At 35.9% G+C, this 23,937-nt stretch carries 24 protein-coding genes; 13 read left to right on the top strand and 11 right to left on the bottom strand.

The features are described from left to right. Positions 1–181: 181 nt before the first annotated feature. Positions 182–1,240, bottom strand: coding sequence for a YedE family putative selenium transporter (gene yedE / locus CVT17_RS01780; protein WP_103600221.1), 1,059 nt, complete (start codon positions 1,238–1,240; stop codon positions 182–184). Between the two features lie 134 nt (positions 1,241–1,374). Here yedE and CVT17_RS01775 point away from each other — a divergent pair, with 134 nt between their 5' ends. Next, the gene (locus tag CVT17_RS01775) at positions 1,375–2,574 is read left to right on the top strand and encodes a molybdopterin molybdotransferase MoeA (protein WP_107858466.1); all 1,200 of its coding nucleotides are present in this window, start codon (positions 1,375–1,377) and stop codon (positions 2,572–2,574) included. 17 nt (positions 2,575–2,591) lie between these two features. Continuing rightward, on the top strand, positions 2,592–3,593 hold the full coding sequence (locus CVT17_RS01770) for a TerC/Alx family metal homeostasis membrane protein (RefSeq protein WP_107858465.1): 1,002 nt from the start codon (positions 2,592–2,594) through the stop codon (positions 3,591–3,593). Between the two features lie 119 nt (positions 3,594–3,712). Here CVT17_RS01770 and CVT17_RS01765 read toward each other — a convergent pair whose 3' ends face one another. From CVT17_RS01765 to CVT17_RS01725, 9 genes are all read right to left on the bottom strand, one after another. Continuing rightward, complete coding sequence (locus tag CVT17_RS01765; RefSeq protein WP_107858464.1) at positions 3,713–4,276, bottom strand: MotE family protein; 564 nt, start codon at positions 4,274–4,276, stop codon at positions 3,713–3,715. After that, on the bottom strand, positions 4,276–4,698 hold the full coding sequence (locus CVT17_RS01760) for a flagellar export protein FliJ (protein WP_107858463.1): 423 nt from the start codon (positions 4,696–4,698) through the stop codon (positions 4,276–4,278). The genes CVT17_RS01765 and CVT17_RS01760 overlap by 1 nt, the downstream gene beginning before the upstream one ends. Then, on the bottom strand, positions 4,695–5,945 hold the full coding sequence (locus CVT17_RS01755; protein ID WP_084041659.1) for an adenylosuccinate synthase: 1,251 nt from the start codon (positions 5,943–5,945) through the stop codon (positions 4,695–4,697). The genes CVT17_RS01760 and CVT17_RS01755 overlap by 4 nt, the downstream gene beginning before the upstream one ends. 2 nt (positions 5,946–5,947) lie before the next feature. Beyond that, on the bottom strand, positions 5,948–6,814 hold the full coding sequence (locus tag CVT17_RS01750; RefSeq protein WP_107858462.1) for an ATP phosphoribosyltransferase regulatory subunit: 867 nt from the start codon (positions 6,812–6,814) through the stop codon (positions 5,948–5,950). Further along, complete coding sequence (locus tag CVT17_RS01745) at positions 6,814–10,908, bottom strand: diguanylate cyclase domain-containing protein (protein ID WP_107858461.1); 4,095 nt, start codon at positions 10,906–10,908, stop codon at positions 6,814–6,816. The genes CVT17_RS01750 and CVT17_RS01745 overlap by 1 nt, the downstream gene beginning before the upstream one ends. Positions 10,909–11,054: 146 nt before the next feature. After that, the gene (locus CVT17_RS01740) at positions 11,055–11,684 is read right to left on the bottom strand and encodes an NAD(P)H-dependent oxidoreductase (RefSeq protein ID WP_107858460.1); all 630 of its coding nucleotides are present in this window, start codon (positions 11,682–11,684) and stop codon (positions 11,055–11,057) included. A 92-nt stretch (positions 11,685–11,776) separates the two neighbouring features. Beyond that, positions 11,777–12,799 carry a selenide, water dikinase SelD gene (gene selD / locus CVT17_RS01735; RefSeq protein WP_431188774.1) on the bottom strand — a complete coding sequence of 341 codons (1,023 nt, stop codon included), beginning with the start codon at positions 12,797–12,799 and terminating at the stop codon, positions 11,777–11,779. Then, entirely contained in the window at positions 12,796–13,395 is a 600-nt protein-coding gene (yedF, locus tag CVT17_RS01730) for a sulfurtransferase-like selenium metabolism protein YedF (protein ID WP_084041655.1), read from the bottom strand. The genes selD and yedF overlap by 4 nt, the downstream gene beginning before the upstream one ends. Positions 13,396–13,546: 151 nt before the next feature. Beyond that, positions 13,547–14,494, bottom strand: coding sequence for a formate dehydrogenase subunit gamma (locus CVT17_RS01725; RefSeq protein WP_021090567.1), 948 nt, complete (start codon positions 14,492–14,494; stop codon positions 13,547–13,549). Between the two features lie 290 nt (positions 14,495–14,784). Here CVT17_RS01725 and CVT17_RS09425 point away from each other — a divergent pair, with 290 nt between their 5' ends. After that, on the top strand, positions 14,785–14,916 hold the full coding sequence (locus tag CVT17_RS09425; RefSeq protein ID WP_265094455.1) for a hypothetical protein: 132 nt from the start codon (positions 14,785–14,787) through the stop codon (positions 14,914–14,916). A 140-nt stretch (positions 14,917–15,056) separates the two neighbouring features. Beyond that, a complete protein-coding gene (locus tag CVT17_RS09310; RefSeq protein WP_230853306.1) occupies positions 15,057–15,200 on the top strand; it encodes a hypothetical protein in 144 nt (47 codons plus the stop codon). Between the two features lie 67 nt (positions 15,201–15,267). Here the strand turns inward: CVT17_RS09310 and nspC are convergent, their stop codons facing one another. Then, entirely contained in the window at positions 15,268–16,407 is a 1,140-nt protein-coding gene (nspC, locus tag CVT17_RS01715) for a carboxynorspermidine decarboxylase (protein ID WP_107775836.1), read from the bottom strand. Between the two features lie 83 nt (positions 16,408–16,490). On the opposite strand from nspC, the gene CVT17_RS01710 reads away from it, so the two are divergent. From CVT17_RS01710 to CVT17_RS01670, 9 genes are all read left to right on the top strand, one after another. Then, on the top strand, positions 16,491–16,712 hold the full coding sequence (locus CVT17_RS01710) for a MoaD/ThiS family protein (RefSeq protein ID WP_103588836.1): 222 nt from the start codon (positions 16,491–16,493) through the stop codon (positions 16,710–16,712). A 1-nt stretch (position 16,713) separates the two neighbouring features. Next, positions 16,714–17,148 (top strand): molybdopterin synthase catalytic subunit, encoded by a 435-nt coding sequence (locus tag CVT17_RS01705; protein ID WP_072593913.1) that lies wholly within the window; start codon positions 16,714–16,716, stop codon positions 17,146–17,148. Between the two features lie 11 nt (positions 17,149–17,159). Next, positions 17,160–17,621, top strand: a complete 462-nt coding sequence (locus CVT17_RS01700; protein WP_107769764.1) for a molybdate transport repressor — start codon at positions 17,160–17,162, stop codon at positions 17,619–17,621. Between the two features lie 241 nt (positions 17,622–17,862). Further along, positions 17,863–19,713: a TonB-dependent receptor domain-containing protein gene (locus CVT17_RS01695; protein ID WP_107858459.1), complete on the top strand. Its 1,851-nt coding sequence runs from the start codon at positions 17,863–17,865 to the stop codon at positions 19,711–19,713. Between the two features lie 11 nt (positions 19,714–19,724). Then, on the top strand, positions 19,725–20,690 hold the full coding sequence (locus CVT17_RS01690; protein WP_107858458.1) for an ABC transporter substrate-binding protein: 966 nt from the start codon (positions 19,725–19,727) through the stop codon (positions 20,688–20,690). Beyond that, positions 20,687–21,484, top strand: coding sequence for an ABC transporter permease (locus tag CVT17_RS01685; RefSeq protein ID WP_103560510.1), 798 nt, complete (start codon positions 20,687–20,689; stop codon positions 21,482–21,484). The genes CVT17_RS01690 and CVT17_RS01685 overlap by 4 nt, the downstream gene beginning before the upstream one ends. Further along, a complete protein-coding gene (locus CVT17_RS01680) occupies positions 21,484–22,173 on the top strand; it encodes an ABC transporter ATP-binding protein (RefSeq protein ID WP_107858491.1) in 690 nt (229 codons plus the stop codon). The genes CVT17_RS01685 and CVT17_RS01680 overlap by 1 nt, the downstream gene beginning before the upstream one ends. After that, entirely contained in the window at positions 22,166–23,272 is a 1,107-nt protein-coding gene (locus CVT17_RS01675; protein WP_107858492.1) for an NnrS family protein, read from the top strand. The genes CVT17_RS01680 and CVT17_RS01675 overlap by 8 nt, the downstream gene beginning before the upstream one ends. Positions 23,273–23,383: 111 nt before the next feature. Next, the gene (locus CVT17_RS01670; protein WP_107858457.1) at positions 23,384–23,929 is read left to right on the top strand and encodes a hypothetical protein; all 546 of its coding nucleotides are present in this window, start codon (positions 23,384–23,386) and stop codon (positions 23,927–23,929) included. Positions 23,930–23,937: the final 8 nt, after the last annotated feature.

The following is a 23,937-nucleotide window of genomic DNA, read 5'->3' as shown; positions in this document are numbered from 1 at the left end:
ATTTAGAATTATCGTTTGCCATATCTTAAAACAAAATGCAATTACTATTGCTGCTAAAAAATTTTAAGATTAAGGCTAGTATTTCAATGATCACACATCAATGTGAGCTTTTTGGACTTTTTGATGAGGTGATAGATATAAAAAGTGAGTAAATTTGACTGCAAAGGCAGCCAAATTTGTATTATGCTTTTTTAGTAAAAACTCCGACATAAATAGCATAGATAAAGCCGATCGCTACGGCATATGGAGCGTAAGGAGTGATGCCAGCTCCTGAGCTTGCAAGTATGAAGTTATGGCTTATCGCAGCGCCTGCTCCCATGCCTAAGACAAATACAGCCGAGCTTAAATTTCCAGCTCCCATTTGCACTAAATGTTTGCCTGGGCAGCCATAACTTAGGCTAAAGCAAAGACCAGCCAAGCTCATGCCAAGAAAATTCCAAAGGACGTCATTATGAGCGATAGGTTGAGCTTCAAAGCCAAATTTATATTGTCCAAGAGCTAAATTTGTGATACTTGCAAAAACGATGATAGATACAATGCCATAAAACATTGAAAGATCACGCTCAAAAACTTTGCTAATCGCACCAACCGAGCAAAATTTACTTCTTTGCATAAAAATGCCAATAACAATGGCGCAAATAAGTGAGATAAAGATATTTGCGTGCTGTGAGCCTGGACCTTTTTCTGAGCTAAATAAAGCACCATTATCGCCAAGTTTTAAACCAAAAACAAGGGCTATTAAAAGCAAAATAGCAATGATTAATGGCAAAAACGCAACTGGTTTTGTAGTGGCATCATTTTCAGGTATGACGTAACCATTTTTCTTGAAAAATCGTCCAACAAAAACGCCAGCAAATAGACCGACAAGACCAGCAATAGCGGTCATATCTCCTCCGCCAAGACGTAAAAATGCTCTCCATGGGCAGCCCAAAAAGATAAGGCAACCAATCATAGCAAACACGCCTAAGAAAAATCTAGAAAATGCCGCACTGCCTGATACTGGAGTGAAATTTCTACTCCAAAGCATACTTGCTAGAAAGCCTCCGATGATAAGACCTAAAATTTCAGGCCTTAGATACTGCACGACCTTGGCTTGGTGAAAGCCAAGAGCACCTACGCTATCCCTTAAAAAGCAAGCCGCACAAACGCCCATGTTTGCTGGATTGCCAAAATAAACAAGCACTGGGCCAAGAATGCCAAGGCTTGCACCTGCGATAATGTAAAGCACTGTTTTATTCATGAATTTTCCTATGTATAGGGTAAAATCAAACTGATTTCTTAAATGGCATTTTAATAATCATTAAATAAAACAAAGATTAATTTTTTAAGAGCGAAATGGATAGAATATGCAAAAATTTCATAAAAAGGATAAAAATGAAAGATTTTATGAGTTACGCAGATAGCCTAAAAATTCTAAAAGATACAATCAATGCGTGGGAAAAGGTCGAAAAAGTAGCCATCACGGACGCACTTGATAGAAATATCTCCTACGACGTGACAGCCGCTGAAAATTACCCAGCAAAGCCGGTTTCAGCGATGGATGGATACGCTTTTGCCTTTAAAGATGGTCTAAGCGAGCTTGAGCTCATCACAGACCTGCCTGCTGGAAGCGACAAAGGATTAGTCATAGAGGGTAGTAAATGTGTAAAAACTTTTACTGGCTCACTAATGAGCGAAGGTACTGATACTCTTGTACCGGTAGAAAATGTCGAGGTTGTCGGATCAAAAATAATCATCAAAAAGAGTGTGCCAAAGGGCTTTGCTGTGCGCGAAGTGGGGGAAAGCTACAAAAAAGGTGAAATTTTGATCAAAAAAGGCACTCGTCTAAGCTACGCTGAGATAGCACTTCTTGCTGAGCTTGGTGTCTTTCACGTAAGCGTTTTCATACGCCCAAGAGTGGCGATACTAGCAACTGGTAGCGAGATAAAAGACCTTGGCGAGCCATTAGAAAATCCAGCACAAATTCACAGCTCAAATCACGTAGGCATCGCTATGCAGATACGCAAAATGGGTGCGGAGCCGATCCTTTGCGAGATCGTAAGAGATAAGGCTGAACTTGTCGAAAAAGCGATCATAAACGCACTAAAATCAGCTGATATATTAGTGACGACTGGTGGCATAAGCATGGGGGACTATGACTTTGTAAAAGGCGCTTTAAATGAAAATTTTAGCCTTATCATCGAGGGTGCTGCGATAAAACCGGGCCGTCACATCAGAGTGGCAAAGTCAGGCGATAAATATATCTTTGCACTGCCAGGATTTCCGTACTCGGCAATGGTTATGTGTGTGCTTTACGTAAGGGTCTTAATAAATGCGTGGTTTGGTCAAGAAGAGCCAAAGATCACGGCTATAATGGACGAAGACTATAAAAAACGCTCACCATTTTTAGAATTTACGGCTGTAAATTTAGAAAATCGTGAAGGAAAAAATTTTGTAAATCTAAATGGCAAAAAGCTTGGCAGTTCAGCGATCGTAAATAACTTGACAAACAAGGCTGCACTTTTAATGATTCCGATGGATAAAGAAATTCTTAAAAAAGGCGAGATAGTAGAAGTCTTGATGATGCCTTGCTAAAATTTTAAGGATAAAAGTTGAACACGTCAGAAATTCAAACAATTATAGTTTTTCTTATAATGGCATCACTTGCCTTTGGAATAGATCTTTTTGCTCATAAACATGATGAGAAAATTTCACTAAAACAAGCCGGTATTTGGTCTATCTTTTGGATAGGAGTTTCGGTACTTTTTGGCATATATCTATATTTTGAGCTAGGCAGCGAAATAGCAAGCCTTTATTTTGCAGGATATGCGCTAGAAAAGTCGCTCTCGGTAGATAATCTTTTTGTGATGATGGCGATTTTTTCATGGTTTAATATACCTGAAATTTATCGCCACAGAGTGCTTTATTTTGGCGTTATAGGAGCTATGGTATTTAGACTCATCTTTGTAGCCGTAGGTACGATGCTTTTTGCCATCTCGCCTTGGATGGAGCTAATATTTGCAGCAATAGTCGCATATAGTGCTGTAATGATGATAAAAAAAGATAAGTGTGATGAGGATATAAAAGATTATTCAAACCACATAGCTTATAGGGCAGTTTACCGCTTCTTTCCGGTTTTACCACAGCTTTTTGGACATAGTTTTTTTGTTAGATTTAGCGAAATTTCTAAGCAAATTTCAGATAGTCAAAAAACTACTCTTAACGATCAGATTTTAAGGCTAAAAGCTACTTGGATAGCAACACCATTATTCTTGTGTCTTTGCGTGATTGAGCTAAGCGATGTGATATTTGCTTTTGATAGCGTTCCAGCTGTCATTGCTGTGAGCAAAGATCCTGTGATTGTTTATTCAGCGATGATATTTGCGATACTTGGGCTAAGAACGCTTTATTTTGTGCTTGAAGCACTCAAAAATTTTTTAAAGTATTTAGAAATTTCTGTGATAGTGCTTTTATTTTTTATCGCAGCAAAGCTAGCTATAAATGCGACCTCTCATATCTTTCATCATGGTTTTGAAATTTCTGCACAAATTAGCCTTTTTATCATTCTAGCCATCCTTGGAGTTGGGGTCGTAGCAAGTTTGGTTAAAAAATAGCTACCACAAAAGTATACAAGCTAAAGTTAGGCGAGCTTAAAATTAAAAATTTATAAGCATAGAGCTTTATGTTTGGTGTCTAAATTCTTTAAAATTTTGCTTGCTTGTGCAAAAATTTATTACTGTATATTTATGCTACCGGCTGGAGTTGGCATATCGCCTTTTTCATCAGCAAATGGTGGCCCTTTTTGAAGCAAAGTGGTGATCTCAGATGCTACTTTTGGATCCATTTTTGCCATGATAGTAGATATCTTTTTGGCATCAAGGGCATAAAGTATGGTGGCTGCGTTTGATCTAGGCATTTTAGAGAGCACCTCAGCTGCCACACCATCTTTCATCTTAGAATACGACTCATTGACTTTATCACTAGTCATTGTGCGAAGTTCTTTTAAAATTTTTTCATTTTTGGCGACCACTTCATCGATCTCTTTACGTTTTTGCTCGATCACTTTCATTGTTGCATTTAGGTCCGCTTCTTTTTTGGCAAGCTTTTTATTATTTTCTTCATAGGCTGCTGCCGAGCTTGCACGAAATACTTCTAAAGCTTGGCGCTGCTCATCTATGATCTCAAGTTCCTTTGAAATTTCTTCTTTTCTAGCTTCAAAAATTTGCGTACAATCAACTGGTACTTCAAAACAAAATGCAAAATTTAAAATAGTTAAGAGTAATAAAACCGCTCTCATCACAACTCGCTCTTAGCTGTAAATTTCATCACCGCAAACTCATCAAGTGCAAGTGCTTCAGCCTTTTGTATGCGTTTTATCTCTTTTTTAAACTCTTCTTTTTCTAGATATTTCATCTTTTCGTACTCTAAATTTGCATTTTTATATTTATGTTCGTAATGCGAAACCTCTTTTTTGGCTATCTCAAGGCTCTCTTTGCAGGCATTTAACTCTTGCCTTGCTATCTTTATAAGCTCTAAATTTTCCTTTAACTCGCCTATATTGCCACTTTTTGGCAAGCAAAACTCCTCAAGCCTTGCTCTTAAATGCACTAAATTTTCTTCAAAATTTCTTACATTAAGCCTAGCAACGGCAAGCTTTGCCTCTACCTTATCCATCTCTTGTTTTTTTACACGGACGATAGAGGTAAATTTGCTTTTCATCTAATGATCGTATCGCTTCTTTCAGGGCTTGTTGAGATGTAGCCGATCTTTACGCCAGTTAGCTCTTCTATTCTTTCGATATAGGCTCTTGCATTTGCTGGCAAGTCTTCATATTTGCTTATGCCTTTTACGCTATCCCAGCCTGCAAGTTCTTCATAGATAGGAGTTGCATTTTCAAGATCTGTCGGCATATAATCAATCGTTTCACCATTATATTGATAAGCTTTGCAAATTTTTACCACTTCAAATCCATCAAGTACATCAAGCTTCATAAGCGCATAAGTATCGACACCGTCAAGCCTTGAAGCATATTTTACACTCACAGCATCAAACCATCCACAACGTCTGCGGCGACCTGTTGTTGTGCCAAATTCCTTGCCGATATCGCACATCTTATCGCCACTCGTACCTTTATCTTCTGTTGGGAAAGGACCAAAGCCAACACGAGTTGTATATGCCTTTATGACGCCTATTACTTCACCGATTTCCTTTGGATTTAGTCCAAGACCTGTGCAAGCACCTGCACTTATGGTATTTGAGCTAGTTACGTATGGATATGTGCCATGGTCGATATCTAAAAGCGTGCCCTGAGCGCCTTCAAGTAATACCTTTTTATTTTCATCAAGTGCCTTCCACACTAGGTTTGTAGTATTTGCGATAAATGGAGCTAAAACCTCTTTATATCTTTTTAGCTCTTCAAGCAATTCGTTCTCATTAGGAATTTTTACACCAAGTGCGTCAAATACACATTTGTTTGTCTCAAAATCATGCATCAAAGCATCGCACAAACGCTCTGGCTCAAGTAGCTCGCCTACTCTATGACCACTTCTGCTTATTTTATCAGCATAAGTTGGTCCGATGCCTTTTCCAGTCGTACCGATTGCTTTTTCGCCTTTTAGTCTCTCTTTTGCTTGATCGATTTGACTATGGTAGCTTAGATTTAAATGTGCTTTATCGCTAATATAAAGCCTTCCTTCCAAATTTTCAAACTGAGCCATTTCAGTGATTAATACTTCTGGGCAAACAACAACACCATTGCCAATAATATTTATGATATTTTTATGTAAAATTCCACTTGGAACAAGGTGAAGCGCGTATCTAACGCCATCAACCCAGATCGTATGGCCGGCATTATGGCCACCCTGTGAGCGACAGATCATATCATAGTTTAGTCCTAGCATATCAACTATCTTGCCTTTACCCTCATCACCCCATTGAACTCCAACTACTAAATCAGCCTTTCTCATTCTTACTTCCTTAAATTAATTTTTTCTTCTATCAATGCATCCGTATAAACAGCAAAACCACTATTTATTTTTCCGTCTATTTCGTAGCTACCGCCACTTGCTATTATGCTGTTATTTCTTAAAAATCTAAAAAATAAACTATCATAATATCTCATTTTCGAGTAATATAGCGGAACTATTCTTAAATTTTTATATTCTAAAGCGCTGGCTAAATTTCTCAAATTTTCAAGCGGTTCTTTTAGTTTGCTTGGAGAAATTTTAATCACCTCATCCAGTTCATCAACTGACTTTAAAAGAGCAAGAGCGCTTAGCCATGGAACATTTTGAGATAAAATTTTCTCCATTTGTCCATTTTCAAAAATTTCAATAGGCACGCTTAAAATTTCACAAATCACTCTTGGAATTTGTATATTGCTCACTTGTAAAAATGTATCCATTTTTAGCTCATTAAGAAGCTTTGCTACGATATTTATGCTTTTTAAAACATCATTTTCACCGATTAGTTCGGCTCCGATTTGATAAATTTCTTGGCTTGGATAGCGAAAGACTGGCTGGATATAAAACCATCTTTTTGATTCGTTTGCCTTTAGTCTTCTAAGCACGATCCTTACAGTATCTACCGTGCTATCAGCTCTTAGGCTTATTTCGTGATTTAGGCTATCGCTAAAACGTAAAAGATTTGTCGCATCTACACTTAAATGCTGGTGATATGAGAAAAATGGCGTTACGATCTCGCTAAAGCCTTCATTTTCTAAAATTTCACTAGCTTTTTGTTCGATCTGTCTCTTTAGCTTTGCGCTACTGGCAAAGTATAGCTTGCTTCCATTTGGGATTTCATGCTCATAAACATTTAAAACATTTTCATTCATTATTTATTCGCTCCACTCAAATTTAGATCATTATCGCATAATAAAATTGCCTCATTAGCTAAATTTATTACGTTCTCTTTATCTATTTTTACAAGGATCGTATCTAAAATTTCAGCTAATTTTTCATTTATTGTTCTGATATCATCTACTTGATTTGCTATTTCGCTTTTTAATTTTTCACTTATTTTTTCATCGCATTTAAGTAAATTTATCAAACGAGTCATAAGCTCTTTTACGCCTACTATTTTGCAAAGCATATTGTAATTCTCATCATCTTGAAAATTTCTTACATTTAGCGGAGATGATAGAGTGAATTTAAATTTGAGCACATCATCCAGGCTAAGCTCTGGCGCAAAAAGCCGTCCTTGAAATCTACTAAAGCCAAATCCAACAAAAATTTCAAGCATGCTTTTATCTTCTAAATTTTTTATCATGACATCAAAATTAAAAGTATCTGATACATACTTTATCATGCGTATGGTCTTTAGTGCTTCTACTGAATCAAAAATCTGTTTACAAAATCTTTTATCTATATTAAATCTGTTTGTTTTTAACATACCTAACGCTTCTACCGAGCCTGAATAAGACGCAAAATCATCAAGCGAAAAGCTAACGCCTAGCTCCTTATAAGCATCAATATATCTAACAACATCATCTAAATTTACGCCACTTGCAGAGTCAACGATATCTATGATTAGCCCATTAGCGTCTAGTTGCTCATCTTTCAAAAGCTTTTTAAATTTCTCAAAAAACTCAGATGTCATTAGCTTTTTAATGCATAAATTTACTCTAACTTTTGCATTTATTCCCTCTTTTAGCCATACAGCCCTAGCTTTTAAAGCATCTTTTAGTGTAAATAATGCGATAGCAACAACTGCTTTTGAGCCTTTTGCAAGCGGTAAGAAGTCTGATGGCCTTAATATCTTATCGCCATTTTTCCATCTAATAAATGCCTCAAAGCTGCTAACTTCCCCACTTTTTATATCAATCTCAGGCTGATATAGTAAGAACATCTCGCCAGCATCGATAGCTTCAATAATCTTTGAGTCGTCTCTATATTCATTTTTAAAGTACGTATCTTTTTTCGAATTAAATACATAATATTTATTTTTTCCATTAAGCTTTGCTTGATACATGGCCCAATCGGCTCTTTCAATTAGATCATCAACGCTAAGTGCATCGCTACTTAAACTAATACCAATACTTACGCTAAGTTTTTTTTCATCATCATCAATAGAAATTTTACTCTGGCCCACTCTTAAGATGTTCTCAGCAGTCTCGTAAATTTCTCCCAAATTTTCATAAGGCATAGCACCTATAAACTCGTCCCCGCCTATTCTTGCAAATATTCCTTGTTTTGGAAAAATTTCATCTATTTTTTTTGAAATTTCTATTAGGATTTTATCGCCTACTTGATGTCCGTATCCGTCATTTATCGATTTAAAATTATCAAAATCAACATAAAAGGCTGCTATTTTTAAGCTTTTTTTTGCTTGTTTTAGTAGATTTTCTAGCTTATTAAAAAGTAAAAATCTATTTGGCAGCCCAGTTAGTGTATCGTGATACGCGATAAATTCGAGGTACTCTTTATTGTAGCAGTCATCATTTGCGCTTGAAGCTAACAAAATATATCCCTCTTGATCGCCAAACGCGTTTAAAAGCTTGCTTATACTTATGACTTCGAGTCTATTTTTGCTTCGAACATCATGAATAAGACCTTGCCAAAAGCCAGTTATTTTAAGTGAATTTAAAATTTCATCTTTAATATCTTTTAGTCCGTTTTTAAAATTTATTATATCTTTTGAGTAAATTTTCTCTATAAAATTTTTATCTCTAGAAATATCAAGCGTATCGAAAAAAGCGTCATTAGCATCTATGATCCTAAACTCATCATCAAGCATAATAATTTGCTCTTTTGCGTATGAGAAAATTTTTGCTAAAAGGTCTTGATAAGAAAAAAAGCTATTTTGCACACTAAGATCTTGCATTGTGCCTTTTATGACGCTTACTTCACCATCATAAAAAGCTATTGCTTTTGCTCTAATCCTTACATAAATAATCTCTTTATCAGCCCTATAAAAACGCACTTCGCCATCATATACTTCACCTTTTTTTATAAGGTCAAAAAAGTCCTTAAAGCTTACAAATTCATCTACAAATATAGTTTTTGCACGTTCAAAATTTATACTCATATCCCCATTTAATGCATATCCGAGCGACTTGGCAATAGCATTTGGGATATAAAGGGTGTCGCTTTTTTTATCCCATGAAAAGACAAGCGCTTGGCTTGCCCAAAGTATGCTTTGAAAATATTTTAATTCAGCATCGTACTTTTCTTGCAACTTTGCTATATCACTTAAGTCATTAAAAAAGTAGATGATTTTTTGCTCTTTGTCAGCACCATTATCTATAAATTTTACTTTTATCTTAAATGGCGTTTTGTTGTTTTCATTTGTTTGCATATTGGCTACGAGATTTATTTCGCTATTTTTGCCGCCTTTTTCAAAGAATTTTTTAGATTCATTAGAAACATTTACAGCAAACTCATCTAAACTTTCAGGACTTATTAGATCTTTTAAATTTATAAGCTTCTTATCTTGTGCGACTTTAAAGACACTATCGATATTTTGCGTACTTCTTACGATAGAAAATGGATCGCTATTTAATGCTTCTGCTATTACATTTGGCGATAAAAACGAATAATCATTTATTGCTTCGTTATCCTTTTTCGTAAATTTTCCATCATCAAGCTCGTGTATAAGCATAAAATTTAGCCTAGAATCCCTTAGCTCGATCTGCGACTCTTGTAAAAATCCCTCTTTAGTGCCGCCATCTTTTGTTTTTAGCTCGATTTTAAAGCTCATATCGCTATTTTGAGCGTCTTGTTTCATTTGCATAAACAATGCAAAATCGCCATCTATTAAATCATTTAAATTTAGCTCTATAATCTCATCTTTTGTGTAGCCAACGGATGATAAAAATGCATTACTAGCATCAATAATATCGCCGCTATAAGCATCATAAACTACTATTTTCAAAAAGCTTTGTTCAAAAATATAGCCAAATCTACTTTTGTATTCTTCTAGCCCATCAGTTGCTTTTTTGGCTTCTATCTTTAGCTTGTTTATTCCATTTTTTATATCTTCAAATTCTGTTACATTAAGGCTTCGTTTTATCTCGTATTCATCACCATCTAAAGTATCTCTTACCTCTTTTAAAGCTGGCATTATTCTATTTTTTACAAATTTTACATCTCTAACCCATAAAATTAAAGAAGATATAAAACAAAAGATCGATAGCCAAAATAACACAAACTGCATAAAGATATGAAAATGCTTCGTTGAAGCAGTAATAACAAAAATTTTATACTCTGGCATATAGCTTATGAGATAAAAGCTCATATGGCTTAAAGAAAATATTATTTTATCCTCTTTAAACTCATCGCCAAGACTCACATAAGGCAAAAACATCGATTCATCAAATTTTTTATAAAACTCATCTCTTGATAAATTTCCATATTTATCTACCAGATAAGCATAAGTTTTGCTTTTATCATCATAACCTACATTGGTGTAGTTTTGCAAAAATTTTATATCAATTTGAACTAAAATGCTGCCTCCATTTTTTAGTCCATAAGATGCATAAATGTCTCTAAAACGATTGTTTTTATAAACTCGATCTGATACTGTAAATTTCCCGGCATCTGTCTCGTTTAAACTTAGCTGAGATAGATCCTTTTCGGCTATGTCATCAGCACCTAAAAATCTCTTTGAATAGAGTAAATTTCTATTTTTATCAAAAACATAAAAAGATATATAAAGATCGTTTTTTGTTGAATTTTTATCAAATAGCATATCGCTAAGACCTGCTTCAACCATTTTTGATTTTAAAAATAGATCGTTTTTTATTATAAAAAAACCATTTGAGATTGATGATTTTATATTTGAATTAGTTGAGCTAAGATCATACTTTATATCGTTCGTGCCGGCACAAACTACAAATAATGCTAAAAATATAAATGAGAGTAGAAGTAAAATAGCCTTTGTATAAAACATTTTTACTATTTGAAGGCTGGTTTTTTGTTTCTCAAGCACGATAGACACCTCGTTAGTTTAGGTTTTGGCTCTGATTTTATCCCATTTTTACTTGATTTGGGTTTATAAAGATAAGTATTTATTTAGAATTTATTGATTTATTTAAAATTGAGCCAAAAATTTATTTAAAATTTGGCTCAAATATCTTAATAAACCCAAGTAACGATATCAGAAATTTCTCTGCGAAGTTTTTTTGGTTGTGGATTTAGGCGGTAGCCAAATGGCACCATAATAGCCACTCTTTGAAAGCTCTCATCAAGCCCCAAAAGTTCATTTAAAGCATGTCTATCAAAGCCTTCTATCGGGCAACTATCAATGCCCAAACTTGCAGCTGCATTCATCATATTTGTGGCGATTATCATGCACTGCTCATGCGACCACTGAAATGTTAGCTCATCATCATTTTTAAAATTTGCAAGCAAAAAGTCATGATAAAATTTTTGCCTTGCAGCAATGGCTTCAGGATCTTTATTGCTATTTCTAGCGATCATTTTATTAACGTATGTGCTTCCAAATTTTACCTCTTTGATCTTAGCTAAAACGACAACTAAATGTGAGCAAGATGTGATTTGCGCTTGATTCCATGAAAGAGCTTTTATTTTTTCTCTAAGCTCTTTATTTTGAACGACTAAGATATCCCACTGCTCAAGGCCAGTTGAACTAGGGCTTAACCTGCCAGCCTCTAGTATAAAATCAAACTCTCCAGCACCGATTTTTTTGCTTTCGTCAAAAACCTTGCAAGCATGACGAAATTTTAAAATTTCAAGATAATTCATCATCTCTCCTTTGTAGTTTTTGAAATTATAGAATGGTTAAGTAAATTAAAAGATTTCACTAACACAATGGATAGCATGCTATTTTTAAAAATTTATCTTAAAAATATACCAAACTCGCTCTTTGACACCGCAGAGCCAACGATAGCCGAGCTTTCATAACCTACTTCTTTTAAGCGCTTTACTGCAAGCATCGCATCCTTTTCACCAACTGCAAGCAAAAGTCCGCCTGAAGTTTGTGCGTCAAATAGTAAAATGTCAGCTTCTTTGTCTATAAAATGCTTTGCAAATTCGCGGTTTTTATAGCTTCCTTCTGGAATAATGCCCATATCGGCAAATTCCTTTGCGCTTGCAATGATTGGCACGTTTTTTTCATAAATTTCAAAACTGATCTTTTCATTTAGCATTTCGCTTAAATGCCCCAAAAAGCCAAATCCAGTCACATCAGTAGCGCCGTAGACTTTGATACCATCAAGTGCCTTTAATGCATAAAAATTTAGCTGTGCCATGATAGTTGCAGCCTCTTTTATCTGCTCCATGCTTAATAAATCAGCCTTTATTGCTGTGCTTAAAATGCCGCTTCCAAGGGGCTTTGTAAGGATTAAAACATTGCCATTTATGGCTGTATTATTTGCCCAAAATTTATCAGGATGTACCCTTCCAGTAACGCTAAGCCCATAATACATCTGCTGTGTCTCAATCGTATGCCCGCCAACGATTATACCGCCACACTCTTTTACTTTATCGGCTCCACCTTGTAAAATTTCGCCTAAAATTTCAGGTGCCAAGTTACAACTATCAAAGCCTACGATATTTAGAGCATTTATCGCCTCACCACCCATTGCAAAGACGTCGCTTAGGCTATTTGCGGCAGCGATTTGTCCGTAGATAAATGGATCGTTTACCACAGGCGTTATAAAATCAAGCGTTTGAACAAGTGCAAGATCACTTGAAATTTTAAAGACACTCGCATCCTCATTAGAATTGGTGCTTGAGAGCAGATTTGGATGAGATAAATTTAAACTACTAATCGTTTTGTTTAGACCCGACGGGTCAAGCTTAGCAGCTCAACCAGCGGCTCTAACGAACTGCGTAAGCTTTTTGTCGTGATAGATCATAATTTGATTTGCTCGTGAGTTGAGAGTATATCGATGATCTCATAAGCATTTGAAATTTCGCCAATCGCAAGATCGCTTACTAGCTTATAAGCCTCCAAGCAGCTTCCGCAGCTTAAAATTTTAACACCAGCAGCTTCAAGATCTTTAAGCGGCTTAAAACTTGGGTGTGAGCGGTTTGTAGTCATCTTTACAGCGTTATTTACGCAGATTATTATCTTTGGCTTTTTCTCAACTTGAAGAAATGCTCCTAAGAATTTTGATAGTAAATTTATTCCTACTTCGCCACTTCCCGCGCGCTCTTCATTCAGATAGAGTACTTTATTATTTTTTGGTGTTATGTCGCAGACAAACTCATCAAAATTTGTAAGCTCAAGCGCATTTTTGCCTTTTGTAGCTAAAATTTTAGTCTCATTGCCATTGCTTTCTAGGCTAAAGTTTATATTTTGATTTTTTAAAAATCTTGAAATATTTTCTTTTGGGGCTAGTGCATTTACCAAAATTTCTAAGCTTTCGCCTTCGCTTAAACTATCAAGTGCATTTTTTGTCATTATGACTGGTTTTGGACACTCTAAATTTCTACAATCAATTGTTGTCATGATTTTTCCTTTTGCAATTAGTATTTCAAACCTTGAAACTAGTTTGGATTATAGCCAAAAAAATATTAATTATTTTAAAAATTTTAATGTATAAATTTGAGATAAAAGAGGGCTTTGACCTCGCTTACTAGCAAGGTCAAAGTAAAGTTAATTATTTTAAATTTGTATAAGACTTTTCATAATCAGATACTGGAATTTTATTCTCTCTAACAAGCTCTTGATACCAGTAGTGATGAAGAACATAAACTTCTTCTTCCTCTTTATATCCAGTAATCATCGACCAAATAGCACCATGAATAGCAATAGCTGCCATATAAATATGAACTAAGAAAAATACTGCACATGCGATGCCAAGACAGTTATGGATAATTACGCTGTATCTTAAAAGATCAATTTGTGTAAGACCAAACCAAGAAGCAACCGCTGGCTCTTTGAAGTCCGTAAAATACATAATCGCGCCAGTAATTATCATAACGATACCACCAGGGATAGCGATCCAGTACCATGCTTTTTGACCAGCATTAAATTTACCAGCTGGAACAGGTCTCTTTTTCTTTGATAAATAGCCACCAACTATCATCATCCATCTAATATCATAAATTGCCGGAAGCATTCTCTTTGTCCAGGTAAATAACATAGGAAGCACAGAAACAGCAAAGATCACAGTTGCTGTATCGTGCAAGTATCTACAGAAACGCACAAATGTTCCACCGCCAAGCTCTGCACCCCACATAATGATGATACCAGTTGGCACTAAAATGATCCATGAGATCGCTGCCAAACCATGAGCTATACGTATGATCAATGAAAAAGCAAACACCTTTTTACCATCATGACTAAAATGTTTTGGTCCAATGATTAAAAAGTGTAATGCAAATGCTCCAATAACAGCCAAAATGATAGAAAGTGCTGCTATTGCAAAGTAGTCATTACCTTGGATAAAAGTAAATATCGGCCCCAAACCTTGTTCGTATGGCTTGATATTTTCTATCCTTTCAGCCGCCCAAATGGCACTATTATATTGATTGACGCCAGTTGGTCCTTGAGTTGCCATTGCTGTTACAAATAATGTAAAAAGCAGAGTAAGAATTCTCGTCATTGTAGTCCTTTATGAGTTTGAGCTTAAACAATTTAAGTATTGGTTAAATACGTTAAATCGCATAGCTACGCTATTTTGATCGCTATTATATCAGAGCTAATCACAAGCAAACCTTAGCAAAAAAGATTACTAAAAAATTTATAAAAAATATTTAAGCTTTGTTAATTTTTATAAGAATATTAAATCTAAATTCATCCTATTTTATAGTTAAAAATTATTTCAGATTTTGCTTTTAAAATTTAAACGAGAACACCAAAGATTTTTAAAATTTCTATCCAAAAAGCAGAGAAATGAACCTCTTTTATCTTTTTAATGATTATGAGGCGCTTGATCTAATGGCAACGAGTTTATATCGTATCTTAAAAAGTATATTCTGGCTTCAAATTTTTGCCTTAGTCTCTACACTGGCTCAGCCTTGCTAGCTCGCACTGGAGTGCTTGACGGCTTAAAGGCTACCTCAAATAAAAGATCACTTGGGTCGATGAAAGGATAAGGCGAGGCAGTAGAGTAACAAGAGCATGCCAACTAGGCAAAAGATGATAAATTTTACACGGCTTCAGGCGTGGCTGCTGGCATGGATATGGCCATTGGCTTTATCAGTGATCATTTCGGTAAAGAATTAGCTCAAAGTATCGCAAATGAAACCGAATACAACTGGCAAAAGAGTGCAAAGATAGATAAATTTGCCAAAATTTATGGATATTAATCTATAAAAATTTTATAGACATACATACAAATGAACTTTTAGTATTTAGCCGCTAAAACACCAGTGATTAGTTTCTGCGTTTATACTCTTCATATCCGAATTCGCGGATCATTTTAACTTCGCCATTTTCTTTTAAAAGGACAAGGTCAGGCAACTTAATGCCATTAAATGTCGTGTTTTTAACGATGGTGTAGTGAATTTGATCTTCAAAGATGACGCGGTCGCCTATTTGTAGCTCGCTATCAAATTTATACTCCGCATCGTCCGCTTCAAGACCCACTATATCGCCAGCTAAGCAGGTATTACCGCCAAATCTATAAGTAAATTTACCATTCTCACTCTCACCCCTAACGGCTGGGCGGTAAGGCATCAGCACAGTATCAGGCATGTGAGCCTCGGCTGAGGTGTCAAGGATGGCGATATCTTTTTCGTTATGCACGATGTCAAGCACGCTACTTATCAAAAAGCCAGTCTGCCAGCCCACAGCCTCACCAGGCTCCAGATAGATCTCTACGTCGTACTTCTCGCGAAAGCGCCTAACTATTTTTATAAGCAGCTCCACATCGTAATCAGCCCTCGTGATGTGGTGGCCGCCGCCCATATTTATCCATTTCATCTTTGGGATAAACTCGCCAAATTTCTCCTCAAATGCCTCCAGCACGACCTGTAAGCTACTTGCACTCTCCTCGCAAAGTGCGTGAAAATGAAGCCCACTAATACCATCAAGAAGCTCAGACTTAAAATTTGCCCTTGTAATGCCAAGCCTGCTAAATTTACCGCATGGATTGTAGCTATCAGTTGGAGCTAGCGAGACCTCTGGATTTACGCGCAGGCCGCAGATAATGCCATTTTGCAGGGCAATACCCTTAAATTTTTGCCACTGTGCAAAAGAGTTAAATGTAATGTGCTTTGAAATTTTTAAAATTTCATCAAAATCCTCCTCTTTAAACGCTGGGCTATACGTGTGGATCTCGCCTTTTACGTATTCGTTTGCAAATTTTGCCTCATGAAGCCCACTACAAGTCGCGCCGTCAAGATACGAGCCCACCATATCCATCACTCCGCTAAATGCAAAGCCCTTAAGTGCTACTAAAATTTTAGCTCCGCTTTGCTCTTTGACATATTTTAAAAGCTCTAAATTTTTACGTACTCTTGCCTCTTCGCAGACGTAGGCTGGGGTTTTTATACTCTTTAAAATTTCGTTCATTTTTGCTCGCTTTTTAAATTTTTAAATAAGTATATCTAAATTTATTTTTAAGTAAAATCAGCAAAAATCTCAAAGGATAAAACGTGATAGAGATCGAATTTCTTGGGCCTATCGGGCTTGAAAATATAAAAGTAGAGGCAAAAAATTTAGGTGAAGTAAAAGAGGCTTTAAGCGAGAAAGAAGAGCTTAAAAAATGGCTAAACATCTGTGCTGTGGCTGTAAATGATGAGATCGTAAGCGATATAAATTTCGCTCTTAAATCAGGCGATAAAATTTCTATCTTGCCGCCAGTTTGTGGGGGCTAAGATGCAAATTTATAATGGAAGTTTGGATGTTCAAAGCATCACAAACGAGTGGTATGAACGCTTTAAGGATAAAAACTGCGGTGCGCTCATCACTTTTGTTGGAATCGTAAGAGAAGAAGGTGGTATTTCGGCGCTTAGCTTTGATATCTATGAGCCAATACTTAAAAAATGGCTAGATGCTTGGCAGGAGCGAGCCAAAAAAGAAAATGCCTACGTACTCTTTGCTCACTCAAAAGGCGATGTGGCCGTGCATACGAGCTCTTATGTTGCAGGCGTTGTGAGCCCTCAAAGAAAGGTCGCGCTAAGGCTTATAAACGAGTTTGTCGAGGACTTTAAGGCAAATGCGCCGATCTGGAAATATGACGTGATAAATGGCGAGAGAATTTATGCAAAAGAGCGCAGCCAAGCGATAAATGGTGCTGGAATTTTAGCTTAAAAGGAAAAATGATGATAACAAAAGAGAGTAAAAAAGATGTTTTTTGGGCGCTAACATTTGGGCTTGGACTTTTTGCCTTTAGCATCGTTGGCTACCTTTATCTAGCTCTTGGCGCAGCGTCTCTCTTTGGCATCATCATTGGCGCTCTCTCAGCGTTCTTTTGTATCAGAAAAATTTTACAAAATAACTTTTTACGTATTGAAGATGATGGATTTATCATCACTAAAGGCTCAAAAAGCATAAAATTTTACTTTAAGGATATCGACGAAATCGCCATTAAAAGCTTTGGCGATAAGAAAAAAGTTGAAACTTTGAGTGTAAAATTTAAGAAAAACCGTCTTGATAGAGATGCTTGCTTTGGGTTAGTGCAACCACTAGGTGATGATTTGATCATCATTTTTGATAAATATGAACTCTCAAAATTTACCATTTCAAAAGAGCTAAGAGATAGGCTTAATAATTTTAGAGCATAATTAAATCAACCTATGATCTAAAAATTTTTATATAACAATTATCAAAATTTTATACATTTTTCACATTAAATTTACACCATTTAGCTACTCTTACAAAAATAAAATTAAGCATTTTATCTACAATAAGCTCGTAATTATGGATTAAAAATTTAAAAGATGACTTACATCAACTTTTATAAAGGCTTTTACTACTACAATTCTGATAAAAGAAATCATAATTATATCTTTAAAAGGAGTTTACATGAGGCCCATTTTAAGCCTAGCAGTTCTTTCATCACTGCTTCTAGCAAATGAAGCAAATTTAGACATTATAAAGCCTATTAGAGAATTTGCTCCGCCGCCAGTCATCACGCCAAACGTTGCACAAAGCGCCTTTGTGGAAAATCAATTTGACCGCACTCAAAGAAGCGAATATCCATTTGTTACAAATTTGCTTGATAACTCAGCTGATATGTTTCATATTTCGGCTGGAATGTATGGCAAAAGCTTTTACAACTCATCGCTTTTTAAATATCGTGGCGCAAATTTTTATACCATTTTAAATGCAAATTTCACCAAAGCAAATAATTATAAAGATGGAAGTGGCAAAAGATGGGACTATGGCTACAATAGGCAAGGCCAAAGCGCTATCTTAGGCTTCGTGCCAAATGATCTTAGCGAGCTTAGGCTTACGTTTTTAAGGGATAATATCGATAAAGACAAGCAGCCAGAGCACGTGATGGATGCCTTTAAAACGACAAGAAAAGTCGGCAAGCTAAATATTAGATTAGGCGAGGAAGATCTTTCAAATACGCTAAATTTCGAATTTATCCTAAAAAAAGTTGAGCGAAAAGCTGATAATTTTCATCTAAGAGATGCCACTCCAAATGTGAAAGTGGATTTAAAGAGAAATATATTTGAGGCAAATTTAAAATATGACGCTGACTTTGCAAGCTTTCACAATCAAATAGGCGCTGGCTTTGAAAAAGATAAACATGACGGCAAAAGATACATGAAGCAAGGCAACAGCTGGATCTTTAACGGATACAGATTTGCCGATGTTAGAAATGATAAATTTATGCTTTTTGACACACTTGCTTATAAATTTAATGAAGCAAATGAAGCCTCACTTGCCTTAAAATATGAAGAGCAAAGAAGTAAGCTTAACGGACTTGATACTAAATTTTTTGCACCAAATCCAGCTATTAGCACGACTCGCGGACTGCTTCGTCAAATTTATGGTGAGGACGTAAGCGATAAGATCAAAAAAGACGCTTTTAGTGCAAGCCTAAAATATAAATTTACACCAAACGACAAGGATAGCTACTTTGCAAAGCTTGAAAGCTTATCTCGCTTGCCAAGTAATATGGAGCGTTTTAACGCACTTTATGGCGCAGGCGATAACGGCTGGATAGCAAATCCAAATTTAGAGCCAGAAAGACACAATAGAGCGGTTCTTGGCTTTAAATTTGGTAGCGAGTTTTACAAAGAGTATCTAAACTCGCTTCAAAACAAAGATGCATTTAGTCTTAGTGGACATTTCATCGCTGATAGCGTTAAAAATTTGATTATTTTTGATAGACGCCACTCAAAAGCTGCGATGCAACTAAATAAAAACGCAGTCATCTCAAGAAACGTTGATGCAACACTTTATAGTGTAAATTTAAACTCAGAATATAGCTTTGCAAGGCATTTTGGCTTAAAAAGCTCACTTTACTACAACTACGGACAAAACAAAACCGACGGCAGGCCGCTTTATCAAATAAGGCCTTTTGAGGTAAATTTTGCATTTGACTACAAAGACTATGCAAGCTTTGGTAGCTATAATCTTGGCACTGCACTAAGGCTAGTTTCAAAGCAAACTAGAGGCGATTTTAGCAAGCAAAATGGCCTAGGTATCGACAAAAAAGAGGCCGCAAAAGGATTTGGTTTGCTTGATCTTTATGGTGGCGTAGAGTTTAAAAATAAAGTTGGCATAAGATTTGGTGTAGCAAATTTATTTGACAAAGATTATGCAGAATTTATTAGTGGTGATCACGTAGCAGCACTTGATCCAGTAGTCGTTCATGCCCCTGGCAGGACATTTTTCATTAGCTTTCACAGCAGTTTTTAAAGGAGAAAAAGATGTTAGATAGAAGAAAATTTTTAGGACTTAGCACAGCTTTAGGCGTTAGCGCATTTGCGCCAAATTTATTTGCAAAAGAGAGCTTTACTATGTGGGGCGCACCAGCGATCCCAAGCGTTATCATGGCGGTTGCTGCATTGCAAGGCGAGTTAAATAAAACTTATGATGTAAGTCTAAATATCTGGAAAACACCAGATCAGCTTCGTGCAGGCGTGGCTAGTGGAGATATTAAAGTCACGATGTCACCATCAAATGTCGCTGCAAATTTAAGAAATCAAGGGCTTGATTTTGCGATGTTAAATTTACTAACTCTTGGCGTAATGAACGCTATGGTCAAGGATGAAAAGATCAAAAATTTAGAAGATTTTGTAGGCAAAAAGCTAGTCATGCCATTTCGAGGCGACATGCCTGATCTTGTTTTAAGAGCGCTTTGCAAGAAGAGAGGCATAGACGTTAGCAAGATAGACATCACCTATACAGCAACGCCGCCTGAGGCTTTGCTTTTATTTTTACAAAAAGATTTTGACATTTTAATAGTTCCACAACCTCTTGGCGAAGCGACTATTTTGCGCGGTAAAAAAGCAGGCGTTAGCGTGCATTACTCAGTTGATTTTCCAAAAATTTGGGGCGAGAGCTTTGGTACAAAACCGATAATCCCAATGGCTGGCATTATCGTAGAAAGAGGCTTTTACGAGAAAAACTTAAATCTATTTGACACACTTCATAGTGATCTTAAAAATGCACTTTCATGGATACTTGAAAACAAACAAAGTGCAGCAAAGATAGGTTCAAGCTACTTGCCAGCTCCAGAAGTAGCACTTGCAAATGCCTTTGACAAGGCAAATCTAACAGTAACAAAAGCAAATGAACTACAAAATGAGATCATGGCATTTTTTGAAGAAATTTATCAGTTTAATCCAAAATTTCTAGGCGGCAAGATGCCTGATAAAGGTCTATTTTTATGATACTAATTGATGGCATCAAAAAAGATCGCTCAAGCTTTTTAAAAATAATTGACTATTTTTGGGGCGGATTTAGCGGATTTGCCGTAGTTTTTTTGATCTTAGCTATTTGGCAAGTGGGAAGCGAGTTTAGCTCCCCACTCCTACTTCCGCCACCAAAAGATGTATTTTTAAAAGCCTGTGAGATTATAAAAGATTATAAAAACAGCGAGATAAATATAACGCTTTGCAGATCACTGATTGGAGTTTGCTCGGCAACATTTTTTGGTATATTTCTAGGGCTAATAGCAGGTAGTTTTAAAAGTTTTGCAGCCTTTTTAAAGCCTGTTATCACCTTGCTTTTATCGATGCCACCAATTATTTGGATAGTGCTTGCTATTTTTTGGTTTGGATTTGGAAATTTTAGCACCGTTTTTACTATCTTTATAACCGTTTTACCGCTTACTTTTGCAAGCTCAGCAGTTGCTATGAGTAGTGTAGATGAGGAGCTAAAAGAGATGTTTGACGCTTATAATCTAGGAATTTTAAAAAAGATAAGACACCTTTACATCCCGCATCTTACGAGCTACATAATAAGTTCTATTAGCGTAGCTGTCGCAATGGGCGTAAAGATAGTCATAATGGCTGAGCTACTGGGTGCAAATAACGGCATGGGAGCAAAGATAGCAAATGCAAGGGCAATGCTTGAAACAACCGAAGTAATGGCGTATGTTCTTTTAAGCATCACTCTTATCATGCTTTTTGAATACCTCATCATCGAGCCACTAAAAATAGCTTTGATGCCTTGGAGAAGATGATGCTTGAGCTTAAAAATGTAGAGTATGAAATTTTAAGAGATAAGGTCGTAAGGAATTTTAGCCTAAACGTAAAAAGTGGCGAAGTAGTGACGCTTTTTGGGCCATCAGGATGTGGTAAGACGACGATACTTCGGCTTATTAGCGGACTAAATGAGCCTAGAAAAGGAAAAATTTTTAATAACTTTAAAAAGACTACATATTTTTTTCAAGAAAATCGCCTGCTTACATGGAAAAATGCCCTTGAAAATGTGCTTTTAGTTATGGATAAACCAGATATTAACGCTGTTTTAGAGCTTTTTAAAAAGGTTGGGTTAAGTCAAAAGGACACTTTAAAATACCCAAGCGAGCTAAGTGGCGGTATGAGACAAAGGGTAGCTTTCGTAAGAGCGGTCGTGACAAAGCCTGATCTACTTTTAATGGATGAGCCTTTTTCTGGGCTTGATTATGATATGAAAGAAATTTTAATTGAGATTATTGGCCAAAGAGTAAGTGAAGGTATGAGCGTAGTTCTCGTCACACACGATAGAATGGAAGCTGTGAAGATGTCAAATAGAATTTACTTCCTGTCAAATAAAGGCGCAGTCATACAAAGAGAACTTGAAATAGACAAAGATTTCAAAGAGCGCGATTTTACTTTTATTAGCAAGATGATAGATGAAAATTTCAAAGGGCAAATTTATTATGATTAATAATTTTTTTACTCATCCTATGAGGATATTTTTCTTAACGAGTGCCGTCTGTGCAGCGCTTGGTGCTAGTGTGTTTTTTACTCCAACTGATTTTGTGAGTTTGCATAAATTTATATTTTTGCAACTTTTCTTAGCCCTTGCTTATGCTGGATTTTTGCTAACTGGATTAACTGATTGGACAAATTTTCAAGCATCTCTAAAAATACACGCCTATATATTATTTTCACTCTTTTTCATAAGCTTTATCTTGGCATTTTTTAGCCTATTTTTAGCACACTATTTTATCGCTCTTTTTTGGCTTTACTTGGTTTTGCTTTGCCTTTATATGATCTGGCGAGATAAAAATGATGATCAATTTGGCGTACTTGGCTTTTTGTTTGGCATTTTAAGCTTTGAAATTTATTATCTAATAAGCGGCAACGAAAAATTTCTAAATTTACAAGTTTTTATCCACGTAATCGCTATCTTACTCATCTCCTACCGCGTTAGTGTCGTGCTTGGGAAAGAAGCGCTAAAAAGAGAAAAAGGTATGGATGAAGCTGTTTTTGTGCCAAATTTTATCTATAAAAATATCGCTATCTGCTGCGTTTGTGCTTTTTTACTTTTAAATATATTTTTTGAAGCAAGCTTAGGTGTCTATTATGCCGCGATAGCTTGTGGAAGTGCGGTACTTGCAAAGCTTAAAGAGTGGCACTATAAAGAGCTTTTTAAACATAGCTTTGTGCTTTTATACTATTTTATGCAACTATTTTTAGCAGTTGGATTTTTAGGGATCGGCTTTAGCGGCATTTTTGGGCTCCATCTTGAAACAAATTTTATGCATCTAATAGCGATAAATGCGGTAATTTTTAGCGTGATGCTTATATTTAATGTCGCAGGGCTTCGTCACAGCGGACAAGAACTTGAGTTTTTACGCCTTAGTAGAATTGCTTTTATTTTAGTTCTTTTAGCTGGCATTAGTAGAGGAATTTTGGCTTATTTTTGGAGTGGCTTTTACATTCATTTGCCCGCAATGCTCATAGCAATCGCTTTTGTTTTTTGGCTCATAAATTTTTATGTGATCTTTAGGGATAACGATTTTAGCGATGATCCAGAGTAAGAAGCTATTAAAAATTTATTCATTAATTAAAAAGAGTTTTTAAGTCTTTTTTGAAGTAAGTGGGTATATAATTTGCGATATTTATTATCAATATTATAAAAAGGATTCTTTATGAACAAACTTACTTCTGTTGCTTTAGCAGCTTCATTTTTTGCAGTTTCAGCTCTTGCATTTAGCGTAGAAGGTGAACCAAAGGTAACATTTACTGGCTACAAGCTAGCAAATAAGACAGCCGTACCAGGTACTTTTAAAACGATAAATTTTAAAAGTCAAGAAAATGTAAATTTTGCTGATTTTTTAAAGAGCTTTGAATTTAAGCTAGAGCCAAAAGATATCGACACAAAGCTGCCTGACCGCGATAAAAGGATTGGCATTATTTTCGATGGCAAGGCCGTAGATGGTAAGATCATAGCAGTAAATGGCGACGATAAGGCTGGAGAAATGGATGTTGAGCTTAGCATAAATGGCAATTCAAAAATTTTTAAAACAAAATATGAAGTGCAAAATGGCAAGCTAGTAGCAAAATTTTCAGTTGATCTTGTAGATGATTTGAAGCTAAATGAAAGCTTTGATAAATTTGCCGCTGTTGCTAAACCATTTCATGGTGGAAAGAGCTATCCAGATGTAGATGTTGGCTTTGAAGCAGTAATAAAATAACTTTCAAA

The sequence above is a fragment of the Campylobacter concisus genome, assembly GCF_003048775.2.
Lineage (GTDB): Bacteria > Campylobacterota > Campylobacteria > Campylobacterales > Campylobacteraceae > Campylobacter_A > Campylobacter_A concisus_I.
Note: the sequence above shows the minus strand (reverse complement) of the source record. Positions and strands in the feature narration are given on the sequence as shown.